The sequence below is a fragment of the Nocardiopsis sinuspersici genome (genome assembly GCF_001998325.1).
In the GTDB taxonomy this organism is placed as follows: domain Bacteria; phylum Actinomycetota; class Actinomycetes; order Streptosporangiales; family Streptosporangiaceae; genus Nocardiopsis; species Nocardiopsis sinuspersici.
On sequence record NZ_MCOK01000001.1, the window covers coordinates 387,640 to 409,901 of the forward strand.

At 71.3% G+C, this 22,262-nt stretch carries 24 protein-coding genes; 12 read left to right on the forward strand and 12 right to left on the reverse strand.

What is annotated here, in order from left to right; translation table 11 throughout:
- Positions 1-5 precede the first annotated feature (5 nt).
- The 5 genes from atpD to NOSIN_RS01710 all read left to right on the forward strand — a co-directional run bounded on the left by atpD (position 6) and on the right by NOSIN_RS01710 (position 3,795).
- Positions 6-1,448, forward strand: coding sequence for a F0F1 ATP synthase subunit beta (gene atpD / locus NOSIN_RS01690; protein WP_077689048.1), 1,443 nt, complete (start codon positions 6-8; stop codon positions 1,446-1,448).
- A gap of 128 nt (positions 1,449-1,576) precedes the next feature.
- Positions 1,577-1,966 carry a F0F1 ATP synthase subunit epsilon gene (locus NOSIN_RS01695; protein ID WP_077689049.1) on the forward strand — a complete coding sequence of 130 codons (390 nt, stop codon included), beginning with the start codon at positions 1,577-1,579 and terminating at the stop codon, positions 1,964-1,966.
- A gap of 30 nt (positions 1,967-1,996) precedes the next feature.
- Entirely contained in the window at positions 1,997-2,479 is a 483-nt protein-coding gene (locus NOSIN_RS01700; protein WP_077689050.1) for a DUF2550 domain-containing protein, read from the forward strand.
- Between the two features lie 450 nt (positions 2,480-2,929).
- Positions 2,930-3,229, forward strand: coding sequence for an MTH1187 family thiamine-binding protein (locus tag NOSIN_RS01705; protein WP_077689051.1), 300 nt, complete (start codon positions 2,930-2,932; stop codon positions 3,227-3,229).
- Between the two features lie 50 nt (positions 3,230-3,279).
- Positions 3,280-3,795, forward strand: coding sequence for a hypothetical protein (locus NOSIN_RS01710; protein WP_077689052.1), 516 nt, complete (start codon positions 3,280-3,282; stop codon positions 3,793-3,795).
- 74 nt (positions 3,796-3,869) lie between these two features.
- On the opposite strand, the gene NOSIN_RS01715 is transcribed toward NOSIN_RS01710, so the two are convergent.
- From NOSIN_RS01715 to NOSIN_RS01730, 4 genes are all read right to left on the reverse strand, one after another.
- Positions 3,870-4,316 carry a hypothetical protein gene (locus tag NOSIN_RS01715; RefSeq protein ID WP_077689053.1) on the reverse strand — a complete coding sequence of 149 codons (447 nt, stop codon included), beginning with the start codon at positions 4,314-4,316 and terminating at the stop codon, positions 3,870-3,872.
- Between the two features lie 185 nt (positions 4,317-4,501).
- Positions 4,502-5,098, reverse strand: a complete 597-nt coding sequence (locus NOSIN_RS01720; RefSeq protein WP_077689054.1) for a cob(I)yrinic acid a,c-diamide adenosyltransferase — start codon at positions 5,096-5,098, stop codon at positions 4,502-4,504.
- Between the two features lie 23 nt (positions 5,099-5,121).
- A complete protein-coding gene (locus tag NOSIN_RS01725; protein WP_077689055.1) occupies positions 5,122-5,430 on the reverse strand; it encodes a hypothetical protein in 309 nt (102 codons plus the stop codon).
- Between the two features lie 86 nt (positions 5,431-5,516).
- Entirely contained in the window at positions 5,517-5,945 is a 429-nt protein-coding gene (locus NOSIN_RS01730) for an Hsp20/alpha crystallin family protein (RefSeq protein WP_077689056.1), read from the reverse strand.
- Positions 5,946-6,105: 160 nt separating this feature from the next.
- Between NOSIN_RS01730 and NOSIN_RS01735 the strand changes: the two genes are divergently transcribed.
- A complete protein-coding gene (locus tag NOSIN_RS01735) occupies positions 6,106-6,399 on the forward strand; it encodes a MerR family transcriptional regulator (protein ID WP_077693341.1) in 294 nt (97 codons plus the stop codon).
- Positions 6,400-6,711: 312 nt separating this feature from the next.
- Here NOSIN_RS01735 and NOSIN_RS01740 read toward each other — a convergent pair whose 3' ends face one another.
- The 5 genes from NOSIN_RS01740 to nucS all read right to left on the reverse strand — a co-directional run bounded on the left by NOSIN_RS01740 (position 6,712) and on the right by nucS (position 11,923).
- Entirely contained in the window at positions 6,712-8,304 is a 1,593-nt protein-coding gene (locus tag NOSIN_RS01740; RefSeq protein WP_077689057.1) for a M28 family peptidase, read from the reverse strand.
- Between the two features lie 247 nt (positions 8,305-8,551).
- On the reverse strand, positions 8,552-9,217 hold the full coding sequence (locus tag NOSIN_RS01745; protein WP_077689058.1) for a DUF1707 SHOCT-like domain-containing protein: 666 nt from the start codon (positions 9,215-9,217) through the stop codon (positions 8,552-8,554).
- Between the two features lie 146 nt (positions 9,218-9,363).
- Positions 9,364-10,197 (reverse strand): ABC transporter permease, encoded by an 834-nt coding sequence (locus tag NOSIN_RS01750; RefSeq protein ID WP_236743276.1) that lies wholly within the window; start codon positions 10,195-10,197, stop codon positions 9,364-9,366.
- Complete coding sequence (locus tag NOSIN_RS01755; protein ID WP_077689059.1) at positions 10,194-11,102, reverse strand: ABC transporter ATP-binding protein; 909 nt, start codon at positions 11,100-11,102, stop codon at positions 10,194-10,196. The genes NOSIN_RS01750 and NOSIN_RS01755 overlap by 4 nt, the downstream gene beginning before the upstream one ends.
- A gap of 143 nt (positions 11,103-11,245) precedes the next feature.
- The gene (nucS, locus tag NOSIN_RS01760) at positions 11,246-11,923 is read right to left on the reverse strand and encodes an endonuclease NucS (RefSeq protein WP_077689060.1); all 678 of its coding nucleotides are present in this window, start codon (positions 11,921-11,923) and stop codon (positions 11,246-11,248) included.
- Positions 11,924-12,137: 214 nt separating this feature from the next.
- On the opposite strand from nucS, the gene NOSIN_RS01765 reads away from it, so the two are divergent.
- From NOSIN_RS01765 to NOSIN_RS01780, 4 genes are all read left to right on the forward strand, one after another.
- Positions 12,138-12,524 (forward strand): SCO5389 family protein, encoded by a 387-nt coding sequence (locus NOSIN_RS01765; protein WP_077689061.1) that lies wholly within the window; start codon positions 12,138-12,140, stop codon positions 12,522-12,524.
- 151 nt (positions 12,525-12,675) lie between these two features.
- On the forward strand, positions 12,676-13,890 hold the full coding sequence (locus NOSIN_RS01770) for a 3-hydroxyacyl-CoA dehydrogenase (protein WP_077689062.1): 1,215 nt from the start codon (positions 12,676-12,678) through the stop codon (positions 13,888-13,890).
- A 101-nt stretch (positions 13,891-13,991) separates the two neighbouring features.
- The gene (locus tag NOSIN_RS01775) at positions 13,992-14,324 is read left to right on the forward strand and encodes an ATP/GTP-binding protein (protein WP_179810594.1); all 333 of its coding nucleotides are present in this window, start codon (positions 13,992-13,994) and stop codon (positions 14,322-14,324) included.
- Positions 14,325-14,371: 47 nt separating this feature from the next.
- Positions 14,372-15,112 (forward strand): alpha/beta hydrolase, encoded by a 741-nt coding sequence (locus tag NOSIN_RS01780; protein WP_077689064.1) that lies wholly within the window; start codon positions 14,372-14,374, stop codon positions 15,110-15,112.
- Positions 15,113-15,281: 169 nt separating this feature from the next.
- Here NOSIN_RS01780 and NOSIN_RS01785 read toward each other — a convergent pair whose 3' ends face one another.
- Positions 15,282-16,565, reverse strand: a complete 1,284-nt coding sequence (locus tag NOSIN_RS01785; RefSeq protein ID WP_077689065.1) for a DivIVA domain-containing protein — start codon at positions 16,563-16,565, stop codon at positions 15,282-15,284.
- A gap of 442 nt (positions 16,566-17,007) precedes the next feature.
- A complete protein-coding gene (gene mce / locus NOSIN_RS01790; RefSeq protein ID WP_077693343.1) occupies positions 17,008-17,508 on the reverse strand; it encodes a methylmalonyl-CoA epimerase in 501 nt (166 codons plus the stop codon).
- Between the two features lie 86 nt (positions 17,509-17,594).
- Between mce and NOSIN_RS01795 the strand changes: the two genes are divergently transcribed.
- A complete protein-coding gene (locus NOSIN_RS01795) occupies positions 17,595-18,782 on the forward strand; it encodes an acetyl-CoA C-acetyltransferase (RefSeq protein ID WP_077689066.1) in 1,188 nt (395 codons plus the stop codon).
- A gap of 239 nt (positions 18,783-19,021) precedes the next feature.
- Positions 19,022-19,978, forward strand: coding sequence for a methylmalonyl Co-A mutase-associated GTPase MeaB (meaB, locus tag NOSIN_RS01800; RefSeq protein WP_077689067.1), 957 nt, complete (start codon positions 19,022-19,024; stop codon positions 19,976-19,978).
- Positions 19,979-20,227: 249 nt separating this feature from the next.
- Here meaB and NOSIN_RS01805 read toward each other — a convergent pair whose 3' ends face one another.
- Positions 20,228-22,189 carry a glycoside hydrolase family 18 chitinase gene (locus tag NOSIN_RS01805; RefSeq protein WP_077689068.1) on the reverse strand — a complete coding sequence of 654 codons (1,962 nt, stop codon included), beginning with the start codon at positions 22,187-22,189 and terminating at the stop codon, positions 20,228-20,230.
- Between the last annotated feature and the right edge of the window lie 73 nt (positions 22,190-22,262).

A 22,262-nucleotide genomic window follows, 5' to 3' on the forward strand; every position in this document is an offset into this window, starting at 1 on the left:
CAAAAGTGACTGCGACAGTTGAAGGGACGGCTGGGGCCGGCACCGCCACCGGCCGCATCTCCCGGGTCACCGGCCCGGTCGTCGACGTGGAGTTCCCCGTCGGCTCCCTGCCGGCCATCTACAACGCCCTGCACACCGATGTGAGCATCGGTGGCACGACGAAGACCATCACCCTGGAGGTCGCCCAGCACCTGGGTGACAACCAGGTGCGCGCCATCTCCCTGGCTCCCCAGGACGGCATGGTCCGTGGCGCCGAGGTCCGCGACACCGGTGCGCCGATCAGCGTGCCCGTGGGCGACGTCGTCAAGGGCCACGTGTTCAACACCCTGGGCGAGTCCATGGACGTGCCCTCCTCCGAGCTGGGTGCGACCGAGCACTGGCCGATCCACCGCAAGGCCCCGTCCTTCGACCAGCTCGAGTCCAAGACCGAGATGCTGGTCACGGGCATCAAGGTGATCGACCTCCTCACGCCGTACGTGCGTGGTGGGAAGATCGGCCTGTTCGGCGGCGCCGGTGTCGGCAAGACGGTGCTCATCCAGGAGATGATCACCCGTATCGCCCGCAACTTCGGTGGTGTGTCCGTGTTCGCCGGTGTCGGCGAGCGCACCCGTGAGGGTACGGACCTCTTCCTGGAGATGGACGAGATGGGCGTCCTCCCGGACACCGCGCTCGTCTTCGGCCAGATGGACGAGCCCCCGGGCACCCGTCTGCGGGTGGCGCTGTCCGCCCTGACGATGGCGGAGTACTTCCGCGACGTCCAGAAGCAGGACGTGCTGCTGTTCATCGACAACATCTTCCGTTTCACCCAGGCGGGTATGGAGGTCTCCACGCTGCTGGGCCGTATGCCCTCGGCCGTGGGCTACCAGCCCAACCTGGCGGACGAGATGGGTCAGCTCCAGGAGCGGATCACCTCGACGCGCGGCCACTCGATCACCTCGATGCAGGCGATCTACGTCCCCGCGGACGACTACACCGACCCCGCTCCGGCGACCACCTTCGCCCACCTGGACGCGACGACCGAGCTCTCCCGCCCGATCTCGCAGAAGGGCATCTACCCGGCGGTGGACCCGCTGGCCTCCACCTCGCGCATCCTGGACCCGCAGTACGTGGGCGACGAGCACTACCAGGTGGCCCAGCGCGTGAAGGAGATCCTGCAGCGCAACAAGGACCTGCAGGACCAGATCGCCATTCTCGGTATGGACGAGCTGTCCGAGGAGGACAAGATCGTCGTCAACCGGGCGCGGCGCCTGGAGCGCTTCCTCTCGCAGAACATGTTCGTCGCCGAGAAGTTCACCGGCAACCCGGGTGTCTTCGTTCCGCTGGAGGACACCATCTCCTCCTTCAAGGCGGTCTGCGACGGCGAGTACGACCACCTGCCCGAGCAGGCGTTCCTCGACGTCGGCGACATCAGCATGGTCGTCGAGAAGGCCAAGAAGCTGCAGGGCTAGAACCGCACAGCGTCCGTTGAGGGTGGTGGCGGGCGACGGGCGGGCTAGTTGTTGGGCCGGGTCGGTCCCCGCCAACCGTCGGGGACCGACCCGGCCGAAACCACCCGCTAGCCGAGGAGTTTGTGGCAGTGTCGAAGAAGCTTTTCGTCGAGATCGTCTCTCCCGAACGTGAGATTTGGGCGGGCGAGGGCGACATGGTCATCGCGAAGACCGTCGAGGGTGAGATCGGCGTTCAGCCCGGGCACGTCCCGCTGCTCTCGCTGCTGGCCCACGACGCCGTCGTTCGCGTGCTGGGTGCGCGGGAGACCGGCGAGGTCCGGGCCGCCGCGCACAGCGGGTTCGTCTCCGTCTCGGGTGAGGGTCGTGTCTCCATCCTCGCCGAGACCGCCGAGCTCGCCGAGGACATCGATGTGGACCGTGCGCGCACGGCGCTGAAGAGTGCGGCCGAGTCCGGCGACGACGTCGCCGTGGGCCGTGCGAGCAGCCGCCTGCGCGCTGCTGGCGAGGAAGTCGCCTAGCGTACCGGGACGGCGGAACGAGTAGTGGGCATGGAACGGCTGCTGCCTGGCACACCGTGGTTGGAGTCCGCGCAGTGGGTGTTCTACGCCCTGCTCCTCGTCCTCCTGGCGCTGGTGGCCGCCGTCACCCTGCGCCGCTGGATCCTCGTACGGCGCGGCGGCGCGGTGGAGTGCTACCTGCGCGCCGTCGGAGTACGGGGACGCCGGGGCTCCTGGCGCATCGGCTTCGGCCGGTACGGCACGGAGAACCTGGGCTGGTTCCCCATCTTCTCACTCAGACCGCGGCCGACAGCGAGGCTGTCGCGCCGCGGTCTCGTCGTTGTGGGGCGGCGCGCCCCCGAGGAGGGGGAGGACCTGCCGGTCGACCTCACCGTGCTCCGGATCGGCTGGGCCGGCGCGGACGGCTCGGACCCCCGTGAGGCGTCGTACGAGATCGCCATGAACGAGGGCACCCTGACCGGTTTCCTGTCCTGGCTGGAGTCGATGCCGCCGGGGACCCACTGGGAGGGCTAGCGGTGTTTCCTTGAGGCTGCGCTGCGCTTCGCCTCGTGCCCGGACGCCGCGGGTACGGGAACCTTCGGTCCCCACGGCAGCCCCGTCGGCGCCCTGCTGTGTTGTCTTTGAGGCTGCGCTGCGCTTCGCCTCGTGCTCGTGCGCCGTAGGTACGGGAACCTTCGGATCCTCCGGTATGGCGGCTCGTTCCTCGCAGCCCCACCTACGAATCCTCCAGAACCCCGTCGGCGCCCTAGCTGTGTCGTCTTTGAGGCTGCGCTGCGCTGCGCCTCGTGTTCGGGCGCCGCGGGTACGGGAACCTTCGTCCCCACGGCAGCCCCGTCGGCGCCCTCGTCACCCCCGGCGGCACGGGACCGAGTCCGCCAAGCGAAGCCCAGGGCGTGTTCGGTGAACACGCTCCGGCCCGTGTCGGTGGTTCACAGCGGCGCTCCCGGTCCCTAGCATGGCCGCATGATCGTCGCCTTCTCCGTAGCCCCCCTCGGTACCGGTGAGTCCGTCACCCCCGCCGTCGCCCGCGCCGTGAAGGTGGTCCGCGAGAGCGGGCTGCCCAACGAGACCTCCGCCATGTTCACCACCGTCGAGGGTGAGTGGGACGAGGTCATGGACGTGGTCAGGCGTGCCGTGGAGGCCGCCGGGGAGGGCGCCTCCCGGGTGACCCTCACCCTCAAGGCCGACATCCGCGAGGGCGTCACCGACGCCCTGCACGGCAAGGTCGAGGCCGTCGAGCGCGAAATCGGCAACCTCCAGTAGGGGCGCGGGGCCCTTCCGGAGGATCTCCGGACGCGGCAGGATGCGGTTCCATGTGTGCCATTCGATTCCTCGGGCTCCTCGCCTTCGCCCTCCTGGTCTCCCTGCTCGCCGCCTGTCAGCCGACGGGCGGCCACGTCGGCGCGGTGGCCACGGGCCACTTCAGCGCCCGGCACGAGTTCCCCGTCCTGATCGTGGCCTGGTGCGGTGACACGGGGCCGCGGCAGATCGACCTGGTCGACGGACGGTCGCGAAGACACCTGGTCGCCACCCGCGAGTTCGACGGGAACCGTCTGGAGGTCGACCTGGCCGCGCCGGGCGAGGACTGGCGGATCACCGACGGGGAGGGCGAGCCCGTCTACCGGCTGGTCCCGGAGTCGGAGCGGAGGGAGTACCGCGTCGGGGTCGGGTCCGTGGCCGGTGGGCCGGGGGAGGCGACGGAGCACGACATCGGCACGGTCGTGTTCACGACGGGGGCGCTGGCCGACGACGCGGGTGTGTACGTCAGGGCCGAGGACGCCCCGGAGGCGGAGTTCTCCCCCAGGGAGGCCTTCCCGCCCGAGTGCTGAGGGCGCCGTGAGCCCGGAGGAGGGGTGCGCCCGGCCCGCGGGAGGGGTGGCGGGCCGGACGCGGTCAGGATGCCTCAGCCGACCTGTGAGCGTGTGCGCTCGGCCGGGGCCGCGGCGGTGAGGTACTCCTTGGCGCTCTCGGAGTTGGCCAGTCCCACCACGGCCAGGGCGATGGCCGCGGTGATGATCTCGGGAACCGCGGTGACCTCGGTGGACAGCAGGGCCAGGACCACGACGGCGTAGACGCCGTTGGCCGCGGTCACCGCCCTTCGCGTGCCGGGCCGGTTCCGGTGGACCATGGCGGCCAGGACGGCCGCCGCCACGCCGTACACCAGCCCGATGGCCGCGGCGGTCAGCACGGCCCAGGTGGGCACCTGGGCGCTCTCGGCGACGAAGCCGACGGTCTCCATGGCGACGGCTCCGGCGAGGGCCAGCAGGCTCATGACGATCTGGTAGACCGCGATCAGGATCAGCAGGACGAAGACCGCCGTGACGGCGGCGGGTCTGGCTCTGGTGGTCATGTGCGCCCCGTTCCTTGGTCAGAGTCCGTATAACGACCCCATAACCCTGTTTTTACGGATGACACGTCATTTCCTGAACATTCTTTGTCCTCGCAGGTGGGGGAGCCCAATCGTGCGCGGAGGCGGGCTCGCCGAAGGGGCCCCGCCTCCGCGGAGGCGGGGCCCCTTCGGCGAGCCCGGGGGCGCTAGCGTTCTCCCCCCGGCTTCCAGAGGACCTCGTCACCCTCCCCGGCCACGTACCGGCCGAGGATGAACAGCAGGTCGGAGAGCCGGTTGAGGTACTGGGCGGTGAGCGGGTTGACCGTGTCGCCGTGCTCCTCGACGGCCGCCCACACACTGCGTTCGGCCCGCCGGACCACGATCCGCGCCGTGTGCACGAGAGCCACGGTGGGGGAGCCCCCGGGCAGGATGAAGCTGCGCAGGGTGGGCAGGTCGGCGTTGTAGGTGTCGCAGGCCTCCTCCAGGCGCGCGACGTACTCGGGCCCGACCCGCAGCGGTGGGAACTCCGGGTCGGGCACGATCGGTGTGGACAGGTCGGCGCCCAGGTCGAACAGTTCGTTCTGGACGCGGCGGAGCAGTGCCCGGACGTCGTCGGGCAGCTCGCCCATGGCCAGGGCGGTGCCGATGGCGGCGTTGGCCTCCTCGGCGTCGGCGTATCCGACCAGGCGTGTGTCGTTCTTGCCGGTCCGGCTCATGTCGCCGAGCGCCGTCGTGCCGGCGTCGCCGGTACGCGTGTAGATCTTCGACAGCACGACCGGCTTGTCGGTGTCCCGTTTGGTCATGCCCCAACCCTAGGGGGAAGGGGTCAGGCGGGGACCGACAGGAACGCCCGAAGCTGCTCGGCGAGGGGCTCGTCGAGGCTCTGCGGTACGCCCTGGTGGCGGGGGTCCCGGCACGCCCGTCGGAAGGTGTCGGGGTCGCCGGTGAGGTCGGTGGTGGCCCGCCTGAGCTCCTCCAGGGACAGGCGGAGGCGGTCGGGGGTGCTTCCCCAGGCGTTCTCGTAGGCCCTGAGGGCGTGGAAGAAGCGGACGCACGCCAGGTGGGTCGCCTCCCCGCCGCTCTGGCGCTGGATGTGCTCGGCTACCGCACGGGTTCTACGCAGGATGGAAGGCATCGAATCACTACTTCCTGATCGGTGGACACGGTGGGGCCATGTGGGCCGCGGCCGGCCGGGTCCGCGACCCGGCCGGCCGCGGGTTCTCAGGCGTTGATGCTCTGGGGCTGGCCCTCGCCCTGGCTGATGCTGATCTTGCGCGGCTTGGCCTGTTCGGCGACCGGGATGCGCAGTGTCAGGACACCGTCGGTGTAGTCGGCCTGGATGTCGTCCGTCCGCAGGGTGTCCCCCAGGAACAGCTGCCGGGAGAAGGTGCCGGTGGGCCGCTCGGAGACCACCACCGAGCCGCGGTCGCGCACGGTGTCGGCCCGCTCGGCGGTCACGGTCAGCACGTTGCGCTCGACCTCCAGGTCGATGGAGTCGGCACGCACGCCGGGCAGGTCGAAGCAGACGATGAAGACGTCCCCGTCGCGGTAGGCGTCGATGGGCATCGCGGCCGGCCGGTTGGACGCGCCCAGGATCCGCTCGGTGAGGCGGTCGATGTCGCGGAAGGGATCGGTGCGCATCAGCATCATGGATACCTCCTCTACTCGTACCACAAAACCTGATGCGATGTGACGCAAGTTTTATACCTCATACTTGAGGAGATAAACAACAGTGCCAGCTAAAGGTTTCGTCAGGCAGGGGTGCACACGGCCGCGGCCGCGTGGTGTGCGCCGAGGAGGGATGCCGTTCATGACAGAACCCGGGTCAGGTTCCGCGCGGGGCCTCTACACGATCTCCGTGGCGGCGGAGCTGGCGGGCATCGCGCCGCAGAGCCTGCGCTCCTACGAGGAGCGGGGCCTGGTCGCCCCGGCGCGCACCGACGGCGGCACGCGGATGTACAGCGACGACGACATCGCCCGGCTGCGTCGGGTGGCCGAGCTGGCGGCCCAGGGCGTGAACCTCGCCGGGATCGGCCGGATCCTGGACCTGGAGGACGAGAACACCCGTCTGCGCGGTGACTCCTCGGCGGCGGGGAGGGAATGAGGCGGCTCCGCCTCCGGGCGGCCGTCGGAGCACGGGCGCCGGATCGGCGCGTTCCCCATGACGCAGAATGATCACTCCGCAGCAGGGGGTGAAAGTGACGCAGCTCACTGGTACATTAGGGAGTCATGGGGCTACGCAAAGTAGTTTCCGGCGGTGTCCGCACACGGGCTTCCGAGTGGGCAGAGGGGGCCACCCGGGCGGTCGTGGAGGGGGAGACACCGCGAGGGGCGGGCGGCGTGGAACCGGGGGGTTCACGCCGCCCGCCCCGCCCTCAGGGTCGTGCGGTCGGTCTCGCGCGAGGGAGAACGCGGACTACATGCGCCAGGCGTCGCCCACCTTGGGGAACCCGGCGTCGTTCGCGGAGTAGCGCAGCACGCCGTTCACCGGCAGGGTGCTCTCGGAGAAGAACTCCACACCGTGCGCGCCGGCGGCCGACAGCTCGGCCACCGAGTCCCAGTTGATCTTGTCCAGGGTGTCCTCGGCGGTGTGGTAGTACGGGTCGAACTGCTCGCCCGCGGTGCCGCCGTACCACTGGACCTGCTCCTCGGTCTTGACGCCGTCGGCGCCGCTGAACAGGCCGCCGGACGGGATACCCGCCTCCATGAACGCCTGGTAGTCGCTGCGCCCGCTCAGCACGCCGGGCTCGCTGACCTGGTCCTGGGAGGCGAAGTAGTCCGAGAAGACCTTCGCGATCGCGCCGGATCCGGAGGGTGCCTGGACGGATCCGGGCAGCTCCATCCCGCCGTCCAGGACGAACCGGGCGTAGTTGTGCGAGCCGATCATGTCGAAGTTGAGGTAGAGGCCGATGTCCTCGACCTGCTCCGCGGTCAGGTCCTCCACGTAGCGGGTGGAACCGACCAGGCCCTCCTCCTCGGTGCCCCAGAAGGCGAAGCGGACCTTGTTCTCGGGAGCCTCCTGCTTCGCGAGCTGGATGGCGGTCTCCAGTACGAACGACGAGCCGCTGCCGTTGTCGTTGATGCCGGGTCCCTCCGCGACGCTGTCGAGGTGGCTGCCCACCATGACCACGTTGTCGTCACGGCCGCCCGGGGTCTCGGCGAGGATGCTGAAGGAGGTCTCGTTGCTGACCTCGGCGTCCACCTTCACCCGCAGCTCCAGGCCCTCGGTGGCCAGCAGGTCGGCGCCCGCCGTCCCGGAGACTCCCAGTGCGGGGATGTCGGAGAGCTCGCTCACGGTGCCGAGGAAGACCTCGTCCGAGCTGTTGACCACGAGGGCGGCCGAGGCCCCCGCGTCGGCGGCGTTCTGGACCTTGTCCGCGAACGGGCAGGTGCCGCGCATGGTGATCGCGACGGCGCCCTCGGGGAAGTCCGCGAAGTCGTCGGCGGAGCAGCCGCTCGCGGTGCTGTCGGTGTTGACGCCCACGGCGGGGGCGGTGACGTCGCCGGCGCCGGAGTAGGACATGGTCACGTAGTCGGTGTCGGCCTCGTAGGCGACCTGCTCCGGCGAGGTCTGCGCCAGGACGGCGGGGGACTGCTCCCGCCACAGCTCGTACTCGTACTCGTGCCGGTAGGGCTTGTATCCGGCACGCTCCAGCTGGTCCTCGACGTACAGGGCGGCGACGTCGTAGCCGGGGGTGTTCGTGGCCCGGTTGCCGCCGTTGTACTCGGCGATGGTGTCGAGGTTCTCCAGGTGCTCCCTGACGGCATCGGCGGTCACCAGCTCCGACAGGGGCAGGTCCCTGCCCGGCTTGCCGGGCTTGCCCGCGTGCTCGGGCGGTCCCGCGTGCTCGGGGGCGCGCGAGTGGTCCGGCGGACCGGGCTCGGCGTGTGCGGGGGAGGCCGCCAGGGTGCCGACGAGCAGAACGGCCGCGGCGCCGGCCGTGGCGGCGCGGCGCCGGAAGGCGGGGGCCGCGGTGCGTGGCGCGGCCCCTTCATGTGTGGAACGCAACGATCTTCCTCCGAAAAGTGTGGGGGGGTCCACCGCTCCGCGGTGTGGGGGGATGGACACCTCGGGTAGGCGAAGTATCGGTGCAGCCTGACATCAGAAAGGTTCCCCGGGCAAGGACCAGTGGCCACAATTGCCACAATCAGCCACAGACCTTACGTATGGGGAACCACTGTGGTTCGATGGACGGCTCTGAGAGAGCAGAACGTCTTGGGGTGCGTCCGTCGTCTCCGGCGGCGGGGGACCGTCCCTACTCCTCGATCTCGCCCTGGTGTTTGCGCGGCTTGTACTCGACGCCCACCCCGCCCATCACGGCGATGCCCCGGATGTGCACGATCGGCGCGTCCGGGTCCACCACGCTGGGTGTGTTCTCGGAGACGCCGAAGCCGCCCATGAGCGGCAGCCCGTGCACCCGCACCTGGAGGTCGTCGGGCACGGTGATGCCCACCCCGCCCATGACGGTGCAGACCCAGATGGTGGTCTCGCGCTGGGTGAACCGTGCCTCGCGCAGGTCCAGTTCGACACCGCCCATCACGGCGAAGGCGACGAAGGTGCCCGGCACGACCCAGCTTCCCGACCGGTCGGCCCCGCCCATCACGACGACCGCGACCCGGCTGGTCGGCTCCCGGTCCACGATCCGGCCGCCGCCGTAGACCGGACGCGGAGAGCGGAAGTCGGCGGGCGCGGCGAGGGCGTCGGAGCCGTTCTCCGCGGGGAGGTCCTCGGTGAGGGGGACGAGCTCGCCGATGGTCTTGGCCCGGTAGACGGCGTCCAGCCGCTCGCTGTGCTCGTCCGGGTCCAGCCGCCCCTCTGCGAGGGCCTCGCGCAGCCGGTGCGCGACGGAGTCACGGTCGGCGTCGGAGGCGCGCATCCGACCGTGATCGGGGGGATTCACTTCGTTCATCGGTTCCACCATATGCCCATTCTTCCGTCCGGTGCCGTGTGCCACATCGGGAGAATCCCTGGAACGGCCCTGATTCCCCCAGGGGGGGACCCCGGGACCGGAACCGGGGCCCGGCGCCCCGGAGCGGGAACCCGGCAGCCCGGCCCACGCGGCGGCGGTCACCCGTCCTCGCGCGCCTTCCACCGGAACGTCAGCAGCACCAGGGCCAGGCCCACCACGCACCACACGCCGAGCGCGAGCGCCACCGAGGGCGGGTCCCACGCCCCGCCGGGATCCGAGGCGGCCGTCCCCGCGGGGAGGAACGCGGCGCGCAGCCCCTGCGCCATCCACAGCAGCGGGAAGAGCGAGGCGGCGCCGAGCACCCACTCGGGCAGGACGGCGACGGGCACGAAGACCCCGGAGGTGAACTGCAGGACGAGGAACGGCACGACCACGACGCCGGAGGCGGAGCGGGAGTCGCGGACCAGGGAACTGACGGCGATCCCCAGCAGGGAGCAGGAGACGGTGCCGAGGACGAACACCCACGCGAGTGCGGCCCAGGCGGCCGGGTCGGCGGGCAGCCGCGCGCCGAAGGCCAGGCGTGCCACGCCCAGCAGCAGGACCACCTGGCCCAGGGCCAGGAACAGCACCAGCACGGTCTTGCCCAGGAAGTAGGCGGCCGGCGGCATCGGGGTGCCGCGCAGGCGGCGCAGGCCGCCGGTGTCGCGCTCCTGGGCGATGGACAGGCCCAGGTTCTGGAAGCTGACCGACATCAGGCCCATCGCGACCAGGCCGGGCAGGTAGTGGTCCACGGCGGACACGCCCGCGCCGAACACGCCGTCGAGCATCGACGAGAGCAGGGTGAGGACCAGCGCGGGGAGGGAGAAGGTGAGGACCACGCTCTCCCACGCGTGGGCGAACTCGCGGATCTCCAGCCATCCCCGGGACAGTCCCACGCGCAGTGTCCCGGGCGGGCGGCCCGCCGGGGAGGGGCCTTCCACTCGGACGCTCACGCGGTGGCCTCCGTCCCGGCCCTGCGGGCACCGCGGCCGTCGGGGGAGTCGGGGACACCGCCGTGCCCGTCGCCGATGAGGTCCAGGTAGACCTCCTCCAGCGTGGGCCGGTGCACGCTCAGCTCCGGTATCTCGCCGGAGAACAGGGTGGTCAGCTCACCCACCAGCCGCGTGGGCTCGTCGGTGCGCACCTCGCGGCGCCGCCCGTCGGCGGTCCAGCCGACGGTGGCCCGGGCCGAGGCCCGCCCGCCCAGCGTGGAGGGGGACCCCAGGGCGCGGACCCTGCCGCGCGCGATCACGCACACGCGGTCGGCGAGCGCCTCGGCCTCCTCCAGGTGGTGCGTGGTCAGGACGACGGTGGTGCCGCCCCGGGCCAGGCCGCCGACCAGCGACCAGAAGTCGCGCCGGGCCCGGGGGTCGAACCCGGTCGTGGGCTCGTCCAGGAACAGCAGTTCGGGACGGCCGACGATGCCGAGGGCCACGTCCAGGCGGCGCCGCTGCCCGCCGGACAGGGAGGTGACCCGTGCCCGGGCCCTCTCGCCGAGGCCGACCATCTCGACCACGGCGTCGGGGTCACGGGGCTGGGGGTAGTAGCCGGCGAAGTGGCGGACCACCGCGCGCACGGTCAGCCGCGGGACCAGGGCCTCCCCCTGCCAGACCACGCCGAGGCGTGAGCGCCACCGGCGCCCGGCCGTGCCGGGGTCCTCGCCCAGGACCCGGGCGGTGCCGCCGTCGCGGAGGCGGAAGCCCCCCAGGATCTCGACGGTGGTGGACTTGCCCGCGCCGTTGGGGCCGAGGAGGCAGAGGACCTCGCCGCGTGGGACGGCCAGGTCCACACCGGCGACGGCCTCGTCGTCGCCGTACCTCTTGCGGAGGCCGACGGCCTCGATCGCTGTCTCGCTCATGGCGCCGATCCTCCCGGAGCGGCGCCCGCACGGGCATCGGCCGCCGGGACGCGTCCGCTCCCTCGGACGGCGGCCCCGGTCCCCGACGGAAGTAGGGGGAGGGCGCCGAAGGGGCGGACGGGGACCGTCGGGACACGGGGCCGTCAGAACAGGCGCAGGACGTCCGGCTCGATACCGCGCAGCTCGTCGTAGTCCAGCACCACGCAGGCGATGCCGCGGTCCTCGGCCAGGACCCGGGCCTGCGGCTTGATCTCCTGGGCGGCGAACACGCCGCGCACCGGCGCCAGGTGCGGATCCCGGTTGAGCAGCTCCAGGTAGCGGGTGAGCTGCTCGACGCCGTCGATGTCCCCGCGCCGCTTGAGCTCCACCGCCACGGTGGCGTTCTCCCCGTCCCGGCACAGGATGTCGACCGGGCCGATCGCCGTCGGGTACTCGCGGCGGACGAGGGTGTAGCCCTCGCCGAGGGTGGTGATGTGCTCGGCCAGGAGTTCCTGGAGGTGGGACTCGACGCCGTCCTTCTGTAGGCCGGGGTCCTTGCCCAGTTCGTGCGAGGAGTCGTGCATGACCTCCTCGACGCTCAGCACCAGCTTCTCACCGGACTTGCCGTGCGTGACCGTCCACACGTCCGGGCCGTCCTCGACGGTCTCCTCGCGGAGCCTGCATGGAGGGTTCATCCAGTTCAGCGGCTTGAACGCCCGGTCGTCGGCGTGGATGGACACGCTCCCGTCGGCCTTGATCAGGATCAGGCGGGGAGCCATGGGCAGGTGGGCGGTGAGGCGGCCGACGTAGTCGACACTGCACCGAGCGATGACGAGACGCACGAGAGGTCACGTTACCGCCTCCGGACGGCGCGCGGGGCGCGGTCGCGTAACCGCCGCACACCCCCATTGGCAATGACAACCGTATCCATATCCATGTACCCCCGAGGGAAGGCAGTTGTGTCCTTCACGCCCCGTGACTGGGTGCCGACGGACCTCTAACGTCGCCAGAGGAACAGGCGCGGACGAACCGCCCTGTAACGACGAAGGGACATCCATGTCGCTGACGGTCTCACCGGACCTGCTGGAGAAGGCACAGCGCGGCCCGGTCGACGATGCCGACTTCATCGCCTGCATCAAGGACTCCCTGCCCTACGCCTGGGAGGTGGTCAGCGGTCTGGCCGACGGCGCCCGGAGCGCCGAGTCCGGCTTCGAGGCCAACGAGGTGCCCCCGCCCGGCGAGGCGGAGCGGGGCCAGTTGCTGCGCCTGCTCGCCAGCGACGCCATGCGCGCCGCGGTGGAGCGGCACTTCGGTCTGCGCCTGGCCTTCCAGAACTGCCACCGCGTGGCGCTGTTCGCCCCCGGCGCGGAGGCCGCCCACGAGAGGTTCACCTCCCCCAGGGCCCAGTTGCTGAACCAGTCCCCCGAACTCGTGGACTGCTGAGCGAGGACGGGTTCCGACCGGGAGGAACGACGGGTCCGCCGCGCCGGGGGAGCGGCGCGGCGGACCCGCCGCCGGTGCGCCGACGGCACCGAGTGCACGACCAGGGCATCCCGTGCACGGTTGGGGACACGGGGGCCCGTACTCTGTGCGTATGGTGCAGGAATTTGACAAGGTCGGTGTCGTCGGACTCGGCGCGATGGGCGCGGGTATCGCTGAGGTGTTCGCGCGCGCGGGGTTCAACGTCATCGGGGTCGAGATCGACCAGGCCGCCGTCGACCGCGGCCGCGCCCACGTGGACAAGTCCCTCTCGCGGGCGGTCAGCAAGGGCAAACTCACCGAAGAGGAACGCGCCGGGATCGACGCCCGGCTGACGTTCACCACCTCGCGCGAGGACCTCGCCGACGCGGACTTCGTCGTGGAGGCCGTCCCCGAGCGGATGGACATCAAGAAGGACGTCTTCAGCGACCTGGACCGGATCTGCCCGCCCGGCACGATCCTGGCCACCAACACGTCGTCGCTGTCGGTCACCGAGATCGCCGCACTCACCGGCCGCCCGGACAAGGTCGTGGGTCTGCACTTCTTCAACCCGGCCCCGGTCATGAAGCTGGTCGAGGTCATCACCACGGTCTCCACCAGTGAGGAGACCGTCGACCTGGTCTCGGAGGTCGCCAAGCGCATCGGCAAGACCCCCGTGACCGCTGGTGACCGCGCCGGGTTCGTGGCCAACGCCCTGCTGGTGCCCTACATCAACGACGCGGTCCGCCTCTACGAGCGCAAGGTCGCCACCCGCGAGGAGATCGACTCCGCCGTCCAGAAGGCGGCCGGTCTGCCCATGGGCCCGCTGACCCTCGCCGACCTGGTCGGCCTGGACGTCTGCCTGGCCGTCATGGACGTGCTGTGGGAGGAGTACCGCGACCCGCGCTACGCCGCCTCACCGCTGATGCGCCGCATGGTCGCCGCGGGCCGCCTGGGCCGCAAGTCCGGCCAGGGCTTCTACGCGGGCACCGACGAGGCGCCCGAGCCCCGGCCCACGGGCCGCTACGCGGAGATGGTCCGCGAGGAGGAGACCCTGGACCTGGGCGAGATGCTCATCGCCCCGCAGATCGACGACGCCATGCGCATGATCGGCGACGGGTACGCCTCCGCCAAGGACGTCGACACCGCCATGAGGTTCGGCTGCGGCTACCCCAAGGGCCCGACCGAACTCCTGGAGGAGCGCGGCGCCGAGTCCGTGGTCACCACCCTGGTCGCGATGGGCGAGTACAGCCTGACCACCGTCGCGGTGCCCGCACCGCTGCTGATGGACCGGCTGCCCGACACCCAGGAGGGCGAGGGGCACGGCGGCGGCTGCGCCTGCCACGGCTAGCGGCGCCTTCCGCTCCCCCTCGTCCGGCCCCGTGTCCGTCAGTGGCCGCCGCCACGTGTGTGTGGCGGCGGCCACTGCTCCGCTTCTTCTACCCTGTACGGGTGAGCCCGCGCCGTAACTCCCCCCGCCGCAAGTCCGGCCGGGGCCGTAACGCCCCCGGTCGTGCCCCCGCCGACGAGGACTCCCTCGTGCTGCGCATCACGGGGGGACAGCGCCGCGAGACGGGTCCTGACGGGGAGTGGGTGACGCGCCGTATCCCGGGTGCCTCGGCCACCAAGGTCTACCGCTGTCCCGGCTGCGCCCAGGACATCCCCCTGGGGATGGCCCACGTCGTGGCCTGGCGCCCCTACGGCGACGGCGGCGACCGGCGCCACTGGCACTCCTCCTGCTGGGACCGGCGCTCCCACCGCGCTCCCCGAGCCCCCCGCTACTGAGCCTTCGCCACTGAGCCCACGGCCACCGAACCCGGACACGAGGAGCCATGGAGATCCGAGCCACCACGGTGCTGCCCGCCGTGAGACGACCCATCACCCTGCACACCGCCGACGGCCTGGAGCTGGTCGGCGAGCTGGCCCTGCCTGAGGGGCGCGAGCCCAAGGCCACCCTGGTGTGCCTGCACCCGCTGCCCACCGCCGAGGGCATGATGGACAGCCACGTCCTGCGCAAGGCCTCGTTCCGCCTGCCCGCGCTGGCCGACATCGCGGTGCTGCGCTTCAACACCCGCGGCACCAGTTCGCGGCACGGCACCAGCCAGGGAGAGTTCGGCGGGGGCGAGACCGAGAAGCACGACGTACTCGCCGCCATCGAGTTCACCGAGTTCGAGGGCCTGCCCGAACCCTGGCTGGTGGGCTGGTCCTTCGGTACCGAGCTGGCCCTCAAGTGGGGCGCCGATCCGCAGGTTAGGGGCGCACTGCTGCTGTCGCCGCCGCTGCACAGCGCCGACGAGTCCGACATGGCGGCGTGGGCCGAGACGGGTAAGCCCGTGGTCGCCCTGGTGCCCGAGCACGACGACTACCTGCGCCCCGACGAGGCCAGGGAGCGGTTCCGCCCGCTCACCCAGTGCGAGGTCATCGGGGTGGAGGGCGCCAAGCACCTGTGGGTGGGCGAGCCCTACGTGCGCCGGGTGCTGGACGAGATCGTCAAGCGGGTCAACCCCGAGGCCTACCCGCTGCCCATCGAGTGGGACGGCCCGTACGAGAGGGACACGCAGACCCTCCGGTGATCCGGGCCCGCACCGCCCCGGGCCTCGACGGTCCGTGGCTCGGGGCGACCCGGGCCACACCGGTCCGCGGCGAACACCGGACCGGTACGGCGAAGGGCCCGCCCTCCCCGTGAGGGGAAGGGCGGGCCCTCGTGTGTGAGTGCGTGTCAGCCCCCGAGGGGGCCAAACGCTATTCCTGCCACCAGTCCTCGTCGTCGGTGCCCTTGCCGGAGTGCGCGGGCTGCTTGGTCTCCTCGGCGGCCGGCGCGGGCTCCTGCTGGATCGCGGCCGGGGACGGAGCCGCCGGGGCGGCGGGCGCCGCCGGAGCGGGGCCGCCACCGCCGAGCAGCTGGCGCAGCTGCTGGAGGTGCGACTGGATGCTGTCGCGCTGGCGGTTGAGCTCGTCGACCTCCTTGCGGGCGGCCGTCATGATCCGGTTGGCCTCGGCCTTGGCGTCGCTGAGCTGGTGCTCGGACTTGGACTTGGCCTCGGCCTCGATCTGGGAGGCGTTCTTCTTGGCGTTGCCGACAAGCTGCTTGGCGTGGTTCTCGGCGTCGCGGCGGGTCTGCTCGGCCTGCTGGCTCGCCTTGGTGGCGCGCAGCTCGGCGCTGGAGGCACGCTCCTCGGCCTCGTTGACCATCTTCTGCGTGGCGGCCTGGGCGGCGGCGAGACGCTCGGCGTCCTGGCGCTCGGCCTCGGCGCGGCGGTCGGCCAGCTGGAGCTCGAACTGGTCCTCGGCCTCGGTGCGGCGGGCCTCGGACTCGGCGAAGGCGCGCTCGGCGTTCTTGCGCAGCTCCTCGGCCTGGCTCTTGGCGGCCTGGATGGTCTCGTCGCGCTCGCGCTTGGCGGCGGCGCGGGCCTGGGCGCACTCACGCTCGGTGGTGGTGCGCAGCTTGGCGATCTCGCCCTCGAAGGTGGCGCGCTTCTCGGCGATCTCGTGGTCGACCGCCGAACGCTTCTTCTGCACCTCGCGCTCGGTGGTGGAGGTCAGCTCGTCGGCCTCGCGGCGGGCGGTGGTGGTGATCTCCTCCGCCTCGGACTCCGCGGTCTGGCGGGCCTCGTCGGCCTCGCGCTGGGCGAGGGTGCGGACCTCGGTGGCCTCGGACTCGGCGGCCGCGCGCATCTCCGCGGCCTCGATCTGGGCGGCGGAGCGGATGTCGTTGGCGTCGATCTGCGCGCTCTGGACCAGCTCGTTGGCCTGCTCCTCGGCCAGGCGCAGCAGCTCCTCGATACGCGAGCCCAGGCCGGAGTAGGAGGGGCGCTCGCGCTCCTGGAGCTGGCGGGTCTTGGCGGCCAGATCGGACTTGAGCTTCTCGGCCTCCTTGGTGGCCTTCTTCATCTCCTGGCGCAGGCTGGCCGCGTAGTCGTCAACCTGGGTGCGGTCATAGCCACGCAGCACCACGTCGAATTCGTGCGGTGTGTTCTCTTCGTCGAAGATGTTGTTGAGCTGGGTGTCAATGTTGTTTGACGGCATGTGGCGGAATCCTGAACGGGTGCGAGACGGCTACTTGCAAAAGGCCGGGGGCGATGAGGAGGGCGGCTGCGTTGCCCCCGGGGGACAGGTGGGTTCGGAACTGGCGAGCCGGGGATCCGGGGCCGGGGCGACGGGCCTCGTACGCCCCTGACCGCCTCCGAGGCCGTCCGCGTGCGCCCTGTCACCTGACACGGCGGTACGGCCGATCCGGCTCGACTACCGAACTGCAAGACATGGACCAGAGCCGGAACGGTGAATCCGGCAGCTAGCCGACTTTATCAAGCGCCGAACCCCTGGGAAGAGGGTTTCGGGTAACTTCCGGCGGCCTCTGTGCCCGACCGCGCACATGACACTCAACCTGTGATGTGTCCGGAACGCCCCCGTGACGTGCTTTCGTGGTCTTCGTATGGCGATGCCACCACCTGCCCCGGCGATGGTCCCACTACTGGTGAGCGCTCTGGACCAGCTCGGTGAGCACGCCCCCGCAGTCCTTGGGGTGCAGGAAGACGATCCTGGATCCGGCGGTCCCGGCGCGGGGCTCGGCGTTCAGGACGCGCACGCCGTGTTCTCCGACACCCGCCGCGCTGCCGGCCACGTCGGCGGTCCCGAAGGCGATGTGGTGGACGCCCTCGCCGTTGCGCTCCAGGAACTTCGCGACCGGGGAGTCCTCCCGGACCGGTTCCAGTAGTTGCAGATACGTGGCGCCGCCGTCGTCGGTGCCGTTGATCCGGAGCATGGCCTCGCGCACGCCCTGCTCCTCGTTCACCTCCTCGTGGGTCACCTCGAACCCGTACGTGGAACGGTAGAACGCGATCGAGGCGTCGAGATCGCGGCAGGCGATCCCCACGTGGTCGAGCCGGGTCAGCCCCGAGAACGGTACGGGAGGGGCGGACGGGGAGGATGGGGCGGTGAACTCACTGGCCGAGTGCGGTGTGTCACTCATGGGGTGAACCTCCCGGGGATCGTTTCCGATGGTGTGGGTATCGTTGCAGACCAGGTGCGTCACCCATCACTTGGAGGCCAGTTACGATGCCCGGTTCCGTCATCGTCGGTGGGGCTCGAACCCCCACCGGCAGACTCCTCGGCTCCCTCGCCGGGTTCTCCGCCGCCGATCTCGGCGGCTTCGCGATCAAGGCCGCGCTGGAGCGCGCCGGTATCAGCGGCGAACAGGTCGGATACGTGGTCATGGGACAGGTGCTCCAGGCCGGTGCCGGGCAGATCCCGTCCCGCCAGGCCGCCGTCAAGGCGGGTATCCCCATGAGCGTGCCGTCGGTGACGATCAACAAGGTCTGCCTGTCGGGCCTGGACGCCATCGCCCTGGCCGACCAGCTCATCAGCGCGGGCGAGTTCGACGTGGTGGTGGCCGGGGGCATGGAGTCCATGACCAACGCGCCGCACCTGCTGCCCAAGTCCCGCAAGGGCTACAAGTACGGGTCGATCGAGGTCCTGGACGCGACCGAGCACGACGGCCTGACCGACGCCTTCGAGGGCGACTCCATGGGCGCCTCCACCGAGCGCCACAACGGCAAGCTCGGCCTGGGGCGCGAGGAGCAGGACGCCTTCGCGGCCCGCTCCCACCAGCGCGCGGCCGCGGCCGCCTCCGCCGGGCGCTTCGACGCCGAGATCGTCCCCGTGGAGATCCCGCAGCGCAAGGGCGACCCGGTCGTCTTCGCCGCGGACGAGGGCATCCGGCCCGACACCACCGTCGAGAGCCTGGCCAGGCTCCGCCCGGCCTTCGACAGCGAGGGCACGATCACCGCCGGCTCCTCCTCCCAGATCTCCGACGGCGCCGCCGCCGTGGTCGTGATGAGCCGGGCCAAGGCCGAGGAGCTGGGTGCCCCGGTCCTCGCCGAGATCGGCGCGCACGGCAACGTCGCGGGTCCGGACAACTCGCTGCACTCCCAGCCCTCCAACGCCATCAACCACGCGCTGACCAAGGCCGGGCGGTCGGTGGAGGACCTGGACCTGGTCGAGATCAACGAGGCCTTCGCGTCGGTGGGCATCCAGTCGACCAGGGACCTGGGCGTCTCGGAGGACATCGTCAACGTCGACGGCGGCGCCATCGCGATCGGCCACCCGATCGGCGCCTCCGGTGCCCGGATCGCCCTGCACCTGGTCCACGAGCTGCGCCGCCGCGGCGGCGGCCTCGGTGCCGCGGCCCTGTGCGGTGGCGGCGGCCAGGGCGACGCCCTGCTGTTCACCGTGCCCGCCGAGTAACACGCACGCCCGGTGGCCGCCGGAGCCGGTTCCCGGCGTACGGCGGCCGCCTCCCCACGGCCTGGGCCACGGGCACAGGGAGATCCCCGACCGCCCGCGTGGCGCGTCCGTGCGGGAAAGCCCGATCCGAAGAAACCGTGTACCCGGGAGAGCCCCGGGACACACGACGCACCTGACAGCCGCGGGGCGGGGGCCACGAGCCCTCGCCCCGTCCTGCTCCGCTGACACCGAGGAGTCCCATGCACGCCCCCCGACTGGTCGAACGGGTCCGCGAGGGTGACCGACGGGCGCTGGCCCGCGCGATCACCCTGGTGGAGAACGGGTCCGAACAACTGCGCGAGATCATGGCGGGCCTGGCCCCGTACACCGGCCGTGCCCGGGTGGTGGGCTTCACCGGGTCCCCGGGGGTGGGCAAGTCCACCACCACCAACGCCGTCGTGCGCACGGCCAGGGCGAAGGGGCTGACCGTGGCCGTGCTGGCCGTGGACCCCTCGTCTCCGTTCACCGGCGGCGCCCTGCTGGGCGACCGCGTGCGGATGCAGGAGCACGCCACCGACCCGGGGGTGTTCATCCGCTCCATGGCCAACCGGGGCCACCTGGGCGGGCTGTCCTGGGCCACACCGCACGCGCTGCGGGTGCTGGACGCGGCCGGGTTCGACGTGATCCTGGTGGAGACCGTGGGTGTGGGCCAGGCCGAGGTGGAGATCGCCGGGCAGGCCGACACGACCGTGGTGCTCTGCGCCCCGGGCATGGGCGACTCGGTGCAGGCCGCCAAGGCGGGCGTGCTGGAGGTCGCCGACGTCTTCGCGGTCAACAAGGCCGACCGGGACGGAGCCAGGTCCACCCTGCGCGAGCTGCGCCAGATGATCGCCATGAAGGACCGCACCGACGAGGAGTGGAAGCCGCCGATCGTCATGACCGTCGCCTCCAGGGACGAGGGCGTCGACGAGCTGTGGGAGCGGTTGGACGAGCACTTCGCCCATCTGGAGGCCGGCGGCGACCTGGCCGCGCGCCGCCGCGCCCGCGCCGGGCACGAGGTGCAGGCGATCGTGCTGGACCTGTTGCGCGCGCGGATGGGCGAGGTGGGCGACGACGCCGGTCTGGACACGCTGGCCGGGGAGGTCGCGCAAGGGCGGCGGGACCCCTACTCGGCCGCGGACGTGCTGGTCAAGGAGCTGGGCGCCGACCTGGACTAGACCCGGTGCGGTGATGCGGGCTCCCGACGGCGCCGATCTTGCTCCCAGTGGCACCGTCGGCGGTCGGGAGTGCCGCCAGGAGCAAGATCATCCGGTGAAGGTCCGGGCTTGGGCCACGCGCAGGCGGCGGCGAAGCCCGGGATCGGGCGAGGCCCCCGGACTCCCGCTGGACGCGGCGGCGCCGGTGCCCCAGGAATCGGGGCACCGGCGCCGCTTGTACCCGGTCCGGGTTCGCCGGACCGGGGACCGTCAGTCGTCCAGCGCCGTGTCGATGGCCGTCATGAGGCTGCCGTCGGCGTCGTCGCCGTCGACGGACCAGATCATGACGCCGCCCAGGTTCTGGGACTGCGCCCAGTCGGTCTTCTGGGCCATGGAGATCTCGTCGTCGTAGGTCCAGAAGGTGGAGCCGTCATAGAGCCAGGCGGTGCCCAGCTCGTCGTCGCGGTGGAGCTCGTAGCCCTGCAGCTCCTTCAGGACCTTCCAGTCGTCGATCCCGGCCTCGTAGCTGCCGGGGGCGGGACCGGTGGCGCTCTGGAAGAGGCCGTCACCGTTCGGTCCGGGCTCCACACCGGTCCAGCCGCGCCCGTAGAAGGGCACGCCCAGGACCATGTCGGCCGGGTCGACACCGCGGTCGAGGTAGGCCTGGACCGTGGTCTCGGTGGAGTAGACGTCGGGGCCGGGGTCGGCGGGGTGCTCGACCAGGTTGGACTGGTGGTTGGCGACGCTCTCCCAGCCGCCGTGGTAGTCGTAGCCCTGCACGGTGATGAAGTCGAAGTCGCTCATGAGCGACGGCATCTCGAAGCCGAGCTCGATCTTCTCGGGGTCGGCGGGCAGGAAGGCGGTCAGCTCGTACTCGCGGCTGGTCTCACCCTCCAGGGCGTCCAGCTGGTCGCGGAACTCCGAGACGAGGGCGGTGAAGTTCTCCTTGTCCTCGGGGCGGACCGTGTTGTGCTCGTGGCCCGCCGATCCCGGCCACTCCCAGTCCAGGTCGATGCCGTCGAAGACGCCGTAGGCGGACCCGGCGCCGCCGGCTCCGTCGAAGAGGGGCAGGTTGCCGCGCAGGAACTGGTCCACGCAGGAGGAGACCATGCGCTCGCGGGACTCGGCGGTCAGGGCCGCGTCGGAGAAGTGCTCGGACCAGGTCCAGCCGCCGAGGGAGATGTTGACCTTCAGGTGGGGGTACATCTCCTTGAGCTCGCGCAGCTGGTTGAAGTTGCCGCGCAGGTCCTGGTTCCAGGTGTCGGCGACCCCGTCCACGCTGTCGGCGGCGCCGAAGGAGCGGCCGTAGTCGGCCCAGGCGTCGCCCTGGCCGAGCTGGTTGGCCATGAAGCACTCGCCGTTGGCGTTGATGTTGCCGAAGGCGTAGTTGATGTGGGTGAGCTTCTCGGCGGTGCCGGAGGTCACCAGGTCGTTCACGAGGTAGCCGCGGTCGTAGATGCCCCACTGGGTGAAGTAGGCGACCCTGCGCTCCGCGGGCGGATCGGTGGGCTCCTCGCCGCCGTTCTCCGCGCCGGTGGTGGCGGTGACGGGTGCGCTCTCCGGGCCGCGGTTGTTGGAGGTGTCGTAGGCCCGCACGGTGAACGTGTACCCGGTCTCCGGCGTCAGGCCGGTGACCGTGGCGGTGGTGCCGCTGACGGCGCGGACGACCTCGCCGCCGGAGAGGACCTCGTAGCCCGCGACCCCGACGTCGTCGCTCGCGGCCGCCCACTCCAGGGAGGCGGTGGTGGCGGTGGTGCCGGCGACGGTCAGTCCGCTCGGCGCGGCGGGCGGCTCGGTGTCCTCCCCGCCCGGCTCATCGGAGCCGGAGCAGGGGTTGCCGTTGATCGCGCAGTCCACGGGGATGGTGCCGCCGTCGCCGTAGGTGCCGTTGAACCCGACGGAGTAGCTGCCGCCCGCGGGAACGTCGGCGCCCCACGAGGGCGGGGCGATGGTGTACGTGCCGCCGGACTGGCTGAGGGTGGCGTTCCACAGGCTGGTGATCGCCGTGCCGGAGGGGAGCCGGACCTCGATGGTCCAGTCCGAGAGCGGTGCGTCCGAGCCGTTGTCGATGGTGAGCTGTCCGCCGTAGCCGGTCTCCCAGCGGCTGGTCTCCACGTAGGTGACGGTGACGCCGGTGGTGTCGGCGGCGGCGGGGACGGGGGAGAGGGCGATGGGTAGGGCGACGACCGCGGCCGCCAGGGCCGCGATCCGGTTTCTGAGTCGTGCTCTCACTTTTGCTCCTGGTGCGTGAGCGGGTGTGGGGGTCGCCCTCCGCCGCGGCGGGGCGGCGGAGCGGCTGCGGGGT

What these genes read in the sequence shown, in the direction of transcription:
- NOSIN_RS01730 (WP_077689056.1), bottom strand. Translation starts at nt 5,945, where the DNA reads ATGATGCTGATGCGCACCGATCCCTTCCGCGACATCGACCGCCTCACC.
- NOSIN_RS01755 (WP_077689059.1), bottom strand. Translation starts at nt 11,102, where the DNA reads ATGAGCGAGACAGCGATCGAGGCCGTCGGCCTCCGCAAGAGGTACGGC.
- NOSIN_RS01710 (WP_077689052.1), top strand. Translation starts at nt 3,280, where the DNA reads ATGTGTGCCATTCGATTCCTCGGGCTCCTCGCCTTCGCCCTCCTGGTC.
- NOSIN_RS01720 (WP_077689054.1), bottom strand. Translation starts at nt 5,098, where the DNA reads ATGACCAAACGGGACACCGACAAGCCGGTCGTGCTGTCGAAGATCTAC.
- mce (WP_077693343.1), bottom strand. Translation starts at nt 17,508, where the DNA reads ATGAGTGACACACCGCACTCGGCCAGTGAGTTCACCGCCCCATCCTCC.
- NOSIN_RS01770 (WP_077689062.1), top strand. Translation starts at nt 12,676, where the DNA reads ATGGTGCAGGAATTTGACAAGGTCGGTGTCGTCGGACTCGGCGCGATG.
- NOSIN_RS01780 (WP_077689064.1), top strand. Translation starts at nt 14,372, where the DNA reads ATGGAGATCCGAGCCACCACGGTGCTGCCCGCCGTGAGACGACCCATC.
- NOSIN_RS01785 (WP_077689065.1), bottom strand. Translation starts at nt 16,565, where the DNA reads ATGCCGTCAAACAACATTGACACCCAGCTCAACAACATCTTCGACGAA.
- NOSIN_RS01765 (WP_077689061.1), top strand. Translation starts at nt 12,138, where the DNA reads ATGTCGCTGACGGTCTCACCGGACCTGCTGGAGAAGGCACAGCGCGGC.
- meaB (WP_077689067.1), top strand. Translation starts at nt 19,022, where the DNA reads ATGCACGCCCCCCGACTGGTCGAACGGGTCCGCGAGGGTGACCGACGG.
- NOSIN_RS01725 (WP_077689055.1), bottom strand. Translation starts at nt 5,430, where the DNA reads ATGCCTTCCATCCTGCGTAGAACCCGTGCGGTAGCCGAGCACATCCAG.
- NOSIN_RS01715 (WP_077689053.1), bottom strand. Translation starts at nt 4,316, where the DNA reads ATGACCACCAGAGCCAGACCCGCCGCCGTCACGGCGGTCTTCGTCCTG.
- NOSIN_RS01700 (WP_077689050.1), top strand. Translation starts at nt 1,997, where the DNA reads ATGGAACGGCTGCTGCCTGGCACACCGTGGTTGGAGTCCGCGCAGTGG.
- NOSIN_RS01745 (WP_077689058.1), bottom strand. Translation starts at nt 9,217, where the DNA reads ATGGTGGAACCGATGAACGAAGTGAATCCCCCCGATCACGGTCGGATG.
- NOSIN_RS01795 (WP_077689066.1), top strand. Translation starts at nt 17,595, where the DNA reads ATGCCCGGTTCCGTCATCGTCGGTGGGGCTCGAACCCCCACCGGCAGA.
- NOSIN_RS01735 (WP_077693341.1), top strand. Translation starts at nt 6,106, where the DNA reads ATGACAGAACCCGGGTCAGGTTCCGCGCGGGGCCTCTACACGATCTCC.
- NOSIN_RS01705 (WP_077689051.1), top strand. Translation starts at nt 2,930, where the DNA reads ATGATCGTCGCCTTCTCCGTAGCCCCCCTCGGTACCGGTGAGTCCGTC.